This is a genomic window from Arthrobacter sp. ERGS1:01 (genome assembly GCF_001281315.1).
GTDB lineage: Bacteria > Actinomycetota > Actinomycetes > Actinomycetales > Micrococcaceae > Specibacter.
Window position 1 is genome coordinate 298587 of record NZ_CP012479.1, and the last position, 12266, is coordinate 310852.

Annotated in this window: 11 protein-coding genes; 5 read left to right on the top strand and 6 right to left on the bottom strand. The window is 64.5% G+C overall.

The annotated features are described in order from the left end of the window. Window positions 1–255 precede the first annotated feature (255 nt). The 5 genes from AL755_RS05370 (at window position 256) to AL755_RS05390 (ending at window position 5462) form a co-directional block, all read left to right on the top strand. A complete protein-coding gene (locus AL755_RS05370) occupies window positions 256–1464 on the top strand; it encodes a branched-chain amino acid ABC transporter substrate-binding protein (protein ID WP_237762599.1) in 1209 nt (402 codons plus the stop codon). Window positions 1465–1608: 144 nt separating this feature from the next. Then, window positions 1609–2616: a branched-chain amino acid ABC transporter permease gene (locus AL755_RS05375; protein ID WP_054010125.1), complete on the top strand. Its 1008-nt coding sequence runs from the start codon at window positions 1609–1611 to the stop codon at window positions 2614–2616. Further along, window positions 2613–3824: a branched-chain amino acid ABC transporter permease gene (locus AL755_RS05380; protein WP_054010126.1), complete on the top strand. Its 1212-nt coding sequence runs from the start codon at window positions 2613–2615 to the stop codon at window positions 3822–3824. The genes AL755_RS05375 and AL755_RS05380 overlap by 4 nt, the downstream gene beginning before the upstream one ends. Before the next feature lie 50 nt (window positions 3825–3874). After that, window positions 3875–4762, top strand: coding sequence for an ABC transporter ATP-binding protein (locus AL755_RS05385; RefSeq protein WP_054012879.1), 888 nt, complete (start codon window positions 3875–3877; stop codon window positions 4760–4762). Continuing rightward, the gene (locus AL755_RS05390) at window positions 4749–5462 is read left to right on the top strand and encodes an ABC transporter ATP-binding protein (protein WP_054010127.1); all 714 of its coding nucleotides are present in this window, start codon (window positions 4749–4751) and stop codon (window positions 5460–5462) included. The genes AL755_RS05385 and AL755_RS05390 overlap by 14 nt, the downstream gene beginning before the upstream one ends. Window positions 5463–5607: 145 nt before the next feature. Here the strand turns inward: AL755_RS05390 and AL755_RS05395 are convergent, their stop codons facing one another. The 6 genes from AL755_RS05395 to AL755_RS05420 all read right to left on the bottom strand — a co-directional run bounded on the left by AL755_RS05395 (window position 5608) and on the right by AL755_RS05420 (window position 12237). Further along, on the bottom strand, window positions 5608–6705 hold the full coding sequence (locus tag AL755_RS05395; protein ID WP_054010128.1) for a Gfo/Idh/MocA family protein: 1098 nt from the start codon (window positions 6703–6705) through the stop codon (window positions 5608–5610). Window positions 6706–6826: 121 nt separating this feature from the next. Next, window positions 6827–7720, bottom strand: coding sequence for a carbohydrate ABC transporter permease (locus AL755_RS05400; RefSeq protein WP_082368933.1), 894 nt, complete (start codon window positions 7718–7720; stop codon window positions 6827–6829). Continuing rightward, complete coding sequence (locus AL755_RS05405) at window positions 7720–8625, bottom strand: carbohydrate ABC transporter permease (protein WP_054010129.1); 906 nt, start codon at window positions 8623–8625, stop codon at window positions 7720–7722. The genes AL755_RS05400 and AL755_RS05405 overlap by 1 nt, the downstream gene beginning before the upstream one ends. A 91-nt stretch (window positions 8626–8716) precedes the next feature. After that, a complete protein-coding gene (locus AL755_RS05410) occupies window positions 8717–10009 on the bottom strand; it encodes an ABC transporter substrate-binding protein (protein WP_054010130.1) in 1293 nt (430 codons plus the stop codon). A 194-nt stretch (window positions 10010–10203) separates the two neighbouring features. Next, window positions 10204–11394, bottom strand: coding sequence for an ROK family transcriptional regulator (locus AL755_RS05415; RefSeq protein ID WP_054010131.1), 1191 nt, complete (start codon window positions 11392–11394; stop codon window positions 10204–10206). A gap of 324 nt (window positions 11395–11718) precedes the next feature. Continuing rightward, complete coding sequence (locus AL755_RS05420) at window positions 11719–12237, bottom strand: gamma carbonic anhydrase family protein (RefSeq protein WP_054010132.1); 519 nt, start codon at window positions 12235–12237, stop codon at window positions 11719–11721. Window positions 12238–12266 lie beyond the last annotated feature (29 nt).

The following is a 12266-nucleotide window of genomic DNA, read 5'->3' on the forward strand; positions in this document are numbered from 1 at the left end:
CAACGAATAAGCCCGTCTCCCACTGGAGGCGGGCTTCTTCGTGTCCGCGGCACCGGCGTCGAACGCCTACTCAGAAGGAGGTTTCGCCCGGCGGGTAATGCATCTGTTACCAGATCTTAACGTGCCAATGTGTCCTGCAACACATTTTGCGGAGTAATGTCGGGTCTCGTGAAGCCCATGGTTACGCAGGACGACGATGTCCTGCGAACCTCGTTGCGTACTTCGGAAGGCGAATCTATGAACCGCAAGAAAGTAATGACAACCTTTGCCACGGTAGCCACCGCGGCCCTCCTGATGACCTCCTGCGCCAATACCGCAACTCCCCAAGCCAGCAATAGTGACACCGGTTCCGCGGTCAACATTCCGGTCCTTACCTCGATCGAAACGCCGAAGGATGCGGTGCTCCCCGCAGGAAACGGCAAGGCCACCTGCCCGGCAACCACCACGCTGGCCTATGTAGGTGCCGAGACCGGCGCCAACGCACAGCTCGGCATCAACATCTACAACGGCGTCCAGCTGGCCATCAACCAGCACAACGCGGCCAACCCGGCCTGCCAGGTGGCGTTCAAGAAGTTCGATACCGAAGGCGATCCGACGAAGGCCACCGGCCCCGTCACCCAGGTCACCAAGGAAAACGACATCATCGGCGTCGTGGGCCTGCCGTTCTCCGGCGAGTCCAAGGCCACCGGCAACATCTTCGAGCAGGTCAAGCTGGTCCACATCACCCCGGCCGCGACCAACCCGACGCTGACCGAAAACGGTTGGACCACGTTCTTCCGCGGATTGGGCAACGACGCCGTGCAGGGCCCGGCCGCCGCGAAGTTCATGACCGGCAAGCTCGAGGCCAAGAAGGTCTACCTGGTCCAGGATGATTCCGATTACGGCATCGGCCTGGGCGCCACCACCTCCGCCGCCCTCGGTTCGGCCCTGATCGGCACCGACAAGGTGACCACCGGCCAGAAGGACTTCTCGGCCACGATCTCCAAGATCATGAACGCCAAGCCCGACGCCGTCTTCTACTCCGGCTACTACGCCGAAGGCGCCCCCTTCGACCAGCAGCTGGTGGCCAAGGGCTTCAAGGGCTCGTTCGTTGGCCCGGACGGACTGAAGGATGACCAGTTCATCAAGCAGGCCGGCGACGCCTCCGCCAACGCGTTCTTCACCTGCCCCTGCATCCCGGGCGAGCTGATCCCGTCGTTTGCCACGGCCTACCAGAAGCTCGCCAACGCGGCCCCCGGAACCTACTCCATTGAAGGTTACGACGCCGCCACGGTGCTGCTGGCAGGGATTGACGCCGGCAAGCAGGACCGTGCGGGCCTGCTCGGCTGGGTCAAGAGCTACGACGCCGACGGGCTGAGCAAGCACTACAAGTGGAACGACAAGGGCGAGCTCCAGGCCCCGACCGTTTACGGATACAAGGTCTCTGACGGAAAGATCGTGCCGATCGGCGCCATCGGCCAGTAGTAGTCGCTGACCAGGGGGATGCTGCGGGGCCGTTTCAGCGGTCCCGCGGCATCCCCCTGACAGTGGTTTTTCGCCACCTATCCGTTCGACGTGCCGGCCCGGGCCCACCTGCAACCCGGTGGCTGGCTGGATCAGGATCTATCTATGTTCGCAACCGTTCTCTCTGTTGTCCCAATGGACAGCGACTGGATCAATTTCGATGTCCCGTCCCTCATTCAAAACTTTTGGAGCGCTACCTTTGACGGGTTGACGTTCGGCTCCATCTACGCCCTCGTGGCACTCGGCTACACGCTTGTCTACGGCGTACTGAACCTCATCAACTTCGCCCACTCCGAAGTGTTCATCACCGGCTGTTACGCCGTCTTCTTCACCCTGAGCTTCCTCAACTTTGGCCCCTCGGCACCGACGCTGGGTTTTGGCGCCATCGTCGTCAACCTTTTGCTGGCCCTGGTGGCCGGCATGCTGGCCTCGGCCGTCGTCGCGTTCCTGCTTGAACGCCTCGCGTACCGGCCGCTGCGCAAACGCAACGCACCCCGGCTGGTCTACCTGATCACCGCGATCGGCGCCTCGCTGACCATCCAGTACCTGATCTTCCTCTGGCGCGGACCCAACCCCGAGGCCGCCCTGACCATGTTCACCCCGACGCCGATCTTTGACGTATTCGGCACCATCGTCGATTCCCAGCAGATCACCATCGTGGTCGCGGCGGTCATCATGATGGTCCTGGTGGACCAGTTCATCCGGCGCTCCCGCACCGGCCGCGGCATCCGCGCCGTCGCCCAGGACCCGGATACGGCCACCCTGATGGGCGTCAACAAGGAAAAGATCATCATCACCACCTTCGTGATCGGCGGAATCCTGGCCGGCGCCGCCGCCTTGTTCTACGTCATGAAGATACCCGCCGGCGTCCAGTACAACGGCGGCTTCATCCTCGGCATCAAGGCGTTCGCCGCGGCCGTCCTCGGCGGCATCGGCAACGTCCGCGGCGCCCTGGTGGGCGGCCTGCTGCTGGGCCTCATCGGCAACTATGGCCAAATCCTGCTGGGCAACTCCCAATGGACCGACGTCGTCGCCTTCGTGGTGCTGGTGCTGGTGCTGCTGGTCCGTCCCGAAGGAATCCTGGGAACCTCCCTGGGAAGGAGCAAGGCATGAGCATGACAGATGGCCCGACCCCTATGCCGGGAGCCAAATCCAACCAGAATGCCCAAGACCGGGAAGCCGGGACAAGGGGCGCCGGCAGCAGCGCCGAAGCGCTCCGGAAACCCGGTGGCGGCCTGTTCCGCAACCTCGGCGACAAATGGCAGGCCCTGCCGCGCCAAAAGCAGTGGCTCTTCTTGATCATCATCGTGGTGCTGGCGTACCTGCTGCCGGTCCTGGACCCGCCGATCATCAGCACCGAACCGGGCAACGACTTCCCGCTGGCCTGCTTCAGCATGGCCGTGTACGCGCTCGTGGCGGTGGGCCTGAACGTGGTGATCGGCTACGCCGGCCTCCTCGACCTGGGCTACATCGCCTTCTTCGCGGTGGGCTCCTACACGGCGGCCATGCTGACCAGCACGGACTCGACGTTCCTGAAGATCCCGTACCTGTGGACCATCCCGGTGGCGATCGCCGTCACCATGCTGGTCGGCGTGATCCTCGGCGTCCCCACGCTGCGCCTGCGCGGCGACTACCTGGCCATCGTGACGCTCGGTTTCGGTGAAATCATCCGCATCCTGGCCACACTGATTCCGGCCATGAAGGGCCAGGTCGGCTTCCAGAACGTGGGCCGCCCGCCCGGTGTCCAGGCCGACGGCGTCCCGGTATTCGCGAACTCCAACGGCACGCCCTGGTACTGGCTGGTCCTGACCATCCTGATCATCGTGCTGCTGCTCGTGGGCAACCTGGAGCGCAGCCGCGTGGGCCGGTCCTGGATCGCCATCCGCGAGGACGAGGACGCGGCCGAAACCATGGGCGTACCGACGTTCAAGTACAAGGTGTGGGCGTTCGCGATCGGCGCCGGCGTGGGCGGGCTCTCGGGCTCGTTGTTCGCCGGCCAGGTGGGCTTCGTGAACAACCAGAAGTTCGACGTCGTCACCTCCATCCTGTTCGTCGCCGCAGTCGTGCTTGGTGGCGCGGGCAACAAGGTGGGCGCAATCCTCGGCGGCGCCATCGTCGCCTACATTCCGCTGCGGTTCACGGCGATCGCCGACTACAAGTACCTGATCTTCGGCCTGGTCCTGATCTTCATCATGATCTTCCGCTCCCAGGGACTGATTCCGGCCCGGCAACGGCTGCTCGCCTACGGGCAGCTCGCCTATGCGAAAGTGCGGGCCGGCGGAGTGAAGAAACCCCCGACCGTCGCCGAAAAGGAGGCCTGACCGTGGGTGCACACAGCGAAGACGTGCCCGGCGCCGTGGATCCGGCCGCAGTGGACCCGGCCGCTCCTGACCTTGCCGCCATTACACCGGTGGAGGCGCTGGTGGTGGACGATGACGTCGCCGAGGCCGCGGCCGCGGAACGTGACATTGACGTTGCCGTCGGTGACGACCTCGTCGAGGTGAAGAACCTGACCATCAAGTTCGGCGGCCTCGTAGCGTTGGACAATGTCAGCTTCACCATCAAGCGCGGGGAGATCCTCGGGCTGATCGGTCCCAACGGCGCCGGCAAGACCACTTGCTTCAACGCCATGACGGGGGTGTACAAGCCCACCAGCGGCCAGGTGCTGCTGGAGGGCCACGTCCTCAACGGCATGAAGCAGCACAGGATCACCCGGGCGGGCCTGGCCCGCACCTTCCAGAACATCCGCCTCTTTGGCGAGATGACGGCCCTGGAAAACGTGGTGGTGGGCCTGGACGCCCGGCACCGGACGTCCGTGGTGGGTGCCTTGTTGCGCCTGCCCCGCCACGTCCGGGAGGAGAAGTCGGCCATCGAACGGGGCATGGCGCTGCTGGAATTCGTGGGCATCGCCAACGATGCCGGAACCCTCTCGCGCAACCTCTCCTACGGCAGCCAGCGCCGCCTGGAGATTGCCCGCGCACTGGCGACCGACCCGAAGCTGTTGTGCCTGGATGAGCCCGCGGCCGGGTTCAACCCGGCTGAAAAGGAAGAGCTCATGGCGCTCATCCGGACCATCCGCGACGACGGCTACACGGTGCTTTTGATCGAGCACGACATGAAACTTGTCATGGGCGTGACCGACAGGATCGTGGTGCTCGAGTTTGGCAAGAAGATTGCCGATGACATCCCGTCCGTGATCAGGGAAGACCCCAAGGTCGTTTCCGCCTACCTGGGAGAGCCCGAAGATGACGCTGCTTGAACTGAAGGACGTATCCGTCCACTACGGCCGGATCCAGGCCATCCACAACATGTCGTTCACGGTGAACGAAGGCGAGATCGTGTCGCTGATCGGTGCCAACGGCGCCGGCAAGACCACCACCATGAAAACGATCTCCGGGCTGCTGAACCCGTCCCACGGGACCATCAAGTTCGACGGCGCCGACATCACGAAGATGAAGGCTCACATCCGGGTGGTCCAGGGCATCTCCCAGGCGCCGGAAGGCCGGGGCATCTTCCCGGCCATGACGGTCGTGGAGAACCTGGACATGGGAACGTTTGGCCGCAAGGACAGGACGGGGGTGTCCGAAGACCTGGACCGGGTTTTCACCTTGTTTCCACGCCTGAAGGAGCGCGAAAAGCAGTTTGGCGGCACCATGAGCGGCGGTGAGCAGCAGATGCTGGCCATCGGCCGCGCCCTGATGTCGCGGCCCAAGCTGCTGCTGTTGGACGAGCCCTCCATGGGCTTGGCTCCGCAGTTCATCCGGCAGATCTTCAAGATCATCACCGAGATCAACAGCCAGGGCACCACCGTGCTGCTCGTGGAGCAAAACGCCAACCAGGCCCTCGCCCGGGCCCACCGGGCGTTCGTGCTCGAGACCGGCGAGATCACCCACAGCGGCACGGGCAAGGAACTGCTCGCCAACCCGGCCATCAAGGAGGCCTACCTCGGCGTCGGGTAACACCAATACGGTAGGGGACACCTCACCCGACGTTGAGAGCCCAGATAATCCCCAGGATTATCTGGGCTCTCAACGGCTTTGAGGGGATTATCTGGGCTCTCAACGGCTTTGGGGAGATGTGTCCTCCGAAGGTGAGTTGCCCTGTTTAGACGTCCGTGCGGGCGTCGTTGGGGTAGCTGACGCCCATCTGGCGGCGGGCTTCGTCGAAGAGTTCCATGATGGCCAGGGAGTCATCCAGGGGCATCGTGGCGCTTTCGGTCAGTCCCGCCTGGATGCTGCGGGTCACCTCGCGCAGCTGGTAGGTGTAGCCGCTGCCGGGGTACTCAAAGCGCTCGGTGCGCTCCTCGGACCAGCCGACCGAGACGCGCAGGCCCTTGGGGTTGTTGACCGAGTCGACGGTCTCGATGTAACCCTTGGTGCCGGAGACCGTGGCCACGCGGGGTCCGTGCGAGCTCAGGTAGCTGATGAGCTGGGCCTGCGCACCGGATTCGTAGCCGAGGGTCAGCGTGTTCTGGGCGTCGACGCCGAGGGCCGTCAGCTCGCCCGTCGCGGAAACCGAGGCCGGCTTGCCCAGCGTTCCCCACGCCCACAGCAGCGGGTAGACGGAGATGTCCAGCAGGGCGCCGCCGCCGTCGGCCGGGGCCCAGATGCGGGCGGTGTCATCCAGCGGCGCCGGGAAGCCGAGATCGGCGAGAACCCATTTGACCTCGCCGATTTCGCCGGATTCGATGATCTCCAGGGCCCGCTGGAATCCGGGCACGAACCGCGCCCACACGGCTTCCATGAGGAACAACTTCCTTGACCGGGCCAGTTCGATCAGGGCCCGGGCCTCGGCGGCCGTGATGGTCAGCGCCTTTTCGCACAAGACGTGCTTGCCCGCCTCCAGGGCGGCCTTGGCGATGTCGTAGTGCTGGGCGTGCGGGGTCGCGATGTAGACGACGTCGACGGCTGGGTCGGACACCAGCTGGAGGTAGCCGGCGCCCGCCGTGCCGTCCGTGCCGCCGTCGTAGTACGACGACGCAAAGCCGAACTTCGCGGCAAAAGCCTCGGCACTGGCCTTGCTGCGTGAGCTGACGGACTGCAGGACGGCGTCCTCCAACAGGGCAAGGTCCGCCGTGACGGTACCGGCGATGCCGCCGGTGGCCACCACGCCCCAGCGCAGCGGAGTGCCGGTCGCCGCAAGGGTCTCCGGATTGAAGGTGTCATACCAGTCGGGGCGGGGGACAAAACGGGGAGTGGTCATGGTGCCATTCTTTCAGGAGTGCCGCAGGGGAGTTCATACATGACGAAGGCCCCCGGGTCTCGAAGGGCGCGACCACCGGTGGCCGCGCCCGTCGAGGCCCAAGGGCCCACTTGGGCGGGTGTCAGCCCTTGACGGAGCCGCTCATGAGTCCGCCCACGAAGTACTTGCCCAACAGGATGTAGACAATAAGGGTGGGCACGGAGGCGATGAGGGCTCCGGCCATGGACGCCGCGTAGTCCGTCAGCTGGCCGCCGGCCAGGAAGGACAACGCGATCGTGACGGGGCCGTTGCGGCCGGAGGAGAAGAACGCGGCGAACAGGTAGTCGTTCCAGGCGGAGGTGAACTGCCAGATCAGCACCACCACGAAGCCCGGCATCGAGACGGGCAGGATGACCGAGCCGTAGGTGCGCAGGATCCCGGCGCCGTCCATGCGGGCGGCCTCGATCAGCTCGTCCGGAACCGACGCGTAGTAGTTGCGGAAGATCAACGTACAGATCGGCAGGCCGTACACCACGTGCAGCAACATCAGCGAGGGGATGCCCTGGGGGACACCCAGGTCGCTGACCAGCTGGGTCAGTGGGATCATGACGGCCTGGTACGGGATGAACATGCCGAACAAGATCATCGTGAAGATGATGTTGGCGCCGGGGAAACGCCACTTGGAGAGCACATAGCCGTTGATGGAGCCAAGGAAGGCGGAGATCAAGGCGGACGGGACCACCAGCACCAAGGTGCGGCCCAGGGACGGGGCCAGGGTGGTCCAGGCCTTGACCCAGCCGCCCGTCTCCCAGACCTTCGGCAGGAACCAGGCGCGCGACGGGTCGGCGTCGGCGGTGCCCTTGAAGCTGGTGATGATCAGCACGTAGGCGGGCAGAAGCACCATGATGACGAAGAACAGCAACAGCGCGTACTTCAGGGTGCGGTTCATGCGGCGCTTGCCGTCACGCTTGGCGTCCGAGGCCATGTCCTCCGCGGACCGGAGACGGTTCTTGTTGTCCACCGTTGCGGTAGTCATTAGCGCTTCTCCGCTCGTGAGGTGTGGATGAGGTAGGGGATGACCACCAGGGCCACGAGCACCAGCAAGATGGACCCGATGGCCGCGGCGTCGGCGTAGTCGCTGCCGATGTACTTGACCCACATCAAGGTGGCGGGCACCTGGACGTCGTAGGTGTTCGCATCGGGGACGATCGCGCGGATGAGGTCGAACAGCTTCAAGGACATGTGGCCGATGATGATGACGGCGGAGAGCATGACCGGGCTCAGTTGAGGGAAGATCACGTGGCGGTACAGCTTCCATTCGCTGCAGCCGTCGATCCGGGCGGCCTCGCGCAGCTCGTCCGGGATGCCGCGGAAACCGGCCAGGAACAAGGCCATGACGTAGCCGGAAAGCTGCCAGATGGCGGGCACGGCGATGGCGGCGATGCCCCAGTTCGGGTTGGACCACCAGTCGTTTTGCAGGGCGCCGAGGCCCACGCTGTCCAGGAGGCGGTTCAGGCCGGTGGTGCGTTCACCGCCGGGCTGGGATGTCTGCAGGCTTGAAAGCAGCCAGCGCCACACCACGCCGGAGGCGATGAAGGAGATCGACATGGGGAACAGGTAGACGGAGCGGAAGAAGCCCTCGCCCTTGGCCGGCTGTTCCAGGATCCAGGCCCACAGGAAGCCAAAGATCAGGGTTCCGCCGAGGAAGACGACCGTCAGGATCAGCAGGTTCATCAGTGAATGCTGGAAGTTGGGGTCCGCCAGAAGGTTCGAGTAGTTCTCGAAGCCCACGTATTTGCTGCTGGGTTTGGCCGTGTGCTGGTTGGTCAGGCTGACACGGAAGTTTTCAATGATCAGCCAGTAGACGAAAACGCCAACGAGGATGATGGTGGGGGCAAGCAGCAGGACGCCGGGCCCCCATGTTTTTGCGCGTTTTAACACGGGTTGTCTCCCATAAAGGAATTGGTGGGACAGACGCTGGGGGCGGTGCGCAACATGGATGTCACGACCGCCCCCAGCGGATGGGGCCTAATTACTTGGCGAACTTCGCGGCGATGTCGGCAGCGGAGGACTGCAGGCCATCGACGTTCTTGTCGCCGCCGAACTTGCTGACGGCGGTGCTGAGGTCGTTCAACCAGGCAACGGGCACGGCAGCGCCGTGAGCCAGGGAAGAGACGATCTTGTCCTGGCTGAAGTCCTTGATGGCGCTCTTCTGGTACTCGGAGAAGTCATCGGTCTTGGCCGTGGTGTTGGCTGGGATGGAACCCTTGACCTTGTTGAACGCGGCCTGGCCGGAGGCCGAACCGATCGTGGCCAGCCATGCCTTGGCGCCGGCCGGGTTCGGGGCGCCCTTGGGCAGGGTGAAGGAGTCGGCCAGGAAGTCGAAGGTGCCTGCCGTGCCGGGGGTGGCGAAGTAGGCGTAGTCGGTGCCGGGCTTCTTGCCGTCCTGCTCGAACTTGGCTTCGGCCCAGTCGCCCATGACGTTGTAGGCTGCGGCGCCGTCTTCAACGAGCTGCGTGGCCGGGGCCCAGTCGCTGAGGGAGTCGCGGTCCGTGTTGGTGTACGACAGTGCCTTCTCGTAGGCCTGGATGGCCGTCTTGACGTCGGCACCCTTCCAGTCGGTCTTGCCGTCCCACAGGCCGTTGTAGCCATCCACGCCGAGGCTGGAAAGCAGGATGTTTTCAAACAGCTGGACCTGGGTCCAGGAACCCGCCACGGCCAGGGGGGTCTTGCCGGTGGCCTTGATCTTGTCCATGTCGGCGAACCAGCCGGCAAGGTCGGTGGCCGGCTTGGCCGGGTCCAGGCCGGCCTTCTTCAGGACGTCCACATTGGCCCACACCACGTTGGCGCGGTGGATGTTGGAGGGCACGGAGTAGATCTTGCCGTCAACCGTCAGGCGGTCGATGAGGTCCTTGGGAAACTGCGAGGTGAGGTCGTTGTCCTTGTAGAAGCCGGTCAGATCCTCGATCTGGTCGGCGTCGATGTAGTCCTGGAGCTCGGCACCGGCGTGGGCCTGGAAGGAATCCGGCGGGTTGCCGGCCTTCAGCTGGGCGGCCAGGACGCTCTTGGCCTGCGAACCGGCGCCGCCGGCAACAGCGAGGTTGTCAAAGGCGAGCTTCGGGTAATCGGCGCCGAATACCTTTACGAGCGCGTCCAAACCGGCCTTCTCGGAACCATCAGCCCACCAGGTGAAGACACCGACCTTTCCGGTTGCGTCTTTGGGGTTGATGTTGTCACTGGTGCTGTTGTCGCTGCCGCCGCCACAGGCTGCCAGGGAAAGCCCCAGCACTGCAACTCCGGCCAGCAACGATAGACGACGTCGCATGGGTTCCTCCAAGAATTTGTTCGAAAGTGATCAGTGAGCGGGGTAACAAAAGCACCCGCTTCCCAAAAGTTACCTGCATCACTAATTGCGGTCAACTATTTAACGCAACATGTTGGGAACAGTGTTACTTGGGGGTAGCTTGAGTGTTTCCTTGGAGTTGCCGGTGACTTTGTGATTGTGACCCGGCGGGCCGCTTAGGCCTGCCCGTGCCGGCCCTGCGCAAAGACGAGCGCCGCCGCGCCGAGGGCCTCGGCCCGGTCGCCCAGGGAGGACATGACGACGGTGGTGCTCTCGCCGATGGTTGGCACGGCGTGCCGGATCAGGCCGCGGCGGATCGGGCCCAGCAGTACTTCGCCCAAGGGGGCCAAGGGGCCGCCCACCACGATGACCTCCGGGTTGATCATGTTGGCCACATTGGCCATGGCGCGCCCCACGGCCGTGCCGGCGTCGTCAAGGACGCGCAGGGTTGCCGTGTCCTGGGCCTTGGCGCGGGCAATGATGTCCCTGACGGTCAGCGGGTGGGGCTCCTCGCGGCTGAGCAGCTCAATCATGATGGCGGTTGAGGCGACGGTTTCCAGGCAGCCTCGATTGCCGCAGCGGCACACCAGGCCCTGGTCGAAGATGGTTGCGTGGCCGATCTCTCCCGTGATCCCCGTGTGGCCGTAGTAAGGCGAGCCGTTGAGGATCAGTCCGGCGCCGATGCCGCTGCCGATCTTCAGGAACGTCAGGTCGCGAATGCCCCGATGCTCGCCCCAGGTGATCTGTGCGAGTGCGCCAAGGTTGGCGTCGTTGTCACCGTAGATGGGCATGTCAAGGGCGTCCCGGAGGGCCGATGCGATGTTCAGGCCCACCCATTCCGGCAGGATGGCGCCCCGGATCACGGTGCCCGTGCGGTGGTCGACGGGGCCCGGAACCCCGACGCCGGCGCCCATCACGAGGTGGCGCGGAATGTTGTTCTCGGCCAGCAGCTCGGCCAGGATGACGGCGGCCGCGGAGATGCTCTCGGCCGCCAAGTGGCCCACGGGCAGCGCTTGGAAGCGTTCGGCCCGCAGCGTCAGGCCGGGGCCGGCCAGCACCACACGGACGTGGCTGCGGCCAAAGTCGATGCCGGCGGCCACTTGTTGGGCCTCCAGCAGTGTCACGGCAAGTGCCCGACGCCCGGAACTGGTGATGGGGTGCGTTTCGGCCACGCCGGCGGAAACCATGGTCTTGACGATGTTCGAGATCGTGGCCGTGGACAATCCGGTGACCCGTGCCAGTTCGGCCTGCGGAAGCGGCCCGCTCTCACGCAGGACCTCGGTGATGCGTTGTTCGTTGCGCTTGCGAAGGGCGGACTGCGAACCCGGCTTGGGGCTGGAACCGGGCGGGGTGGATTCAGGACTCATGAAGAGTAGCGTGCATCACCATGAGCCATGCGGTCAAGAAATTAACGCAATGTGGGTCAAAGTTGAGACTTTGCCTTAATGTACAGCGGCAAATGCGACGACAGTTCCGGCCGGTTTGCTGTCACGTTGGGCGTGTTATGCGGATTCAGCCTACGGTTCGCCTCGAAGTTTGCAAAATATTTGTTGATTTTGTTCGTTTATTACGAGCCTCAATATTTGCTGACCCCGACGCACGGCAAATCGATGCGCACGGCAAGTTGCCGCGGACAGCAAACGGCCCCGCCCGGCAAGGCCGGGCGGGGCCGTGAGGTTGACTGTGGCGGTTTAGCCGTGGATGTCCTTGTGCTTGCGCGCCAGCTGAACATAGTTCTCGGCATTTTCACGCACCGCGGCGATTTCCTCGGCGCCCAGTTCGCGGCGCACCTTGGCCGGGACTCCGGCGACGAGGGAGCCGGGCGGAATGACGGCCCCTTCCAGGACCACGGCGCCGCCGGCTACCAGGGATCCGGCGCCGATCACGGCGCCGTTCATGATGGTGGCGCCCATCCCGATCAGGCAGTTGTCCTCGACGGTGCAGCCGTGGACCACGGCTCCGTGGCCCACGCTGACGCCGTCGCCAATTGCAGTCGGAAAGCCGGGATCGGCGTGGAGCACCACGTTGTCCTGGAGGTTGCTGCCGGCCCCGACGCTGATGGTGTTCGTGTCGCCGCGCACCACCACGCCGTAGAACGCGCTGGAGTCGGCGCCCAGGGACGCCTGGCCGATCAGTGTCGCCGTGGGTGCCACGAACGCGCTGGGGTGCACCGAGGGCGCGTGGCCGTCAAAAGTAATCAGCTGCTTCATCATGGTTCCTTAATCGTCGGGGGGCGGGG

What these genes read in the sequence shown, in the direction of transcription:
- AL755_RS05370 (WP_237762599.1), top strand. Translation starts at nt 256, where the DNA reads ATGACAACCTTTGCCACGGTAGCCACCGCGGCCCTCCTGATGACCTCC.
- AL755_RS05375 (WP_054010125.1), top strand. Translation starts at nt 1,609, where the DNA reads ATGTTCGCAACCGTTCTCTCTGTTGTCCCAATGGACAGCGACTGGATC.
- AL755_RS05380 (WP_054010126.1), top strand. Translation starts at nt 2,613, where the DNA reads ATGAGCATGACAGATGGCCCGACCCCTATGCCGGGAGCCAAATCCAAC.
- AL755_RS05390 (WP_054010127.1), top strand. Translation starts at nt 4,749, where the DNA reads ATGACGCTGCTTGAACTGAAGGACGTATCCGTCCACTACGGCCGGATC.
- AL755_RS05395 (WP_054010128.1), bottom strand. Translation starts at nt 6,705, where the DNA reads ATGACCACTCCCCGTTTTGTCCCCCGCCCCGACTGGTATGACACCTTC.
- AL755_RS05400 (WP_082368933.1), bottom strand. Translation starts at nt 7,720, where the DNA reads ATGACTACCGCAACGGTGGACAACAAGAACCGTCTCCGGTCCGCGGAG.
- AL755_RS05410 (WP_054010130.1), bottom strand. Translation starts at nt 10,009, where the DNA reads ATGCGACGTCGTCTATCGTTGCTGGCCGGAGTTGCAGTGCTGGGGCTT.
- AL755_RS05415 (WP_054010131.1), bottom strand. Translation starts at nt 11,394, where the DNA reads ATGAGTCCTGAATCCACCCCGCCCGGTTCCAGCCCCAAGCCGGGTTCG.
- AL755_RS05420 (WP_054010132.1), bottom strand. Translation starts at nt 12,237, where the DNA reads ATGAAGCAGCTGATTACTTTTGACGGCCACGCGCCCTCGGTGCACCCC.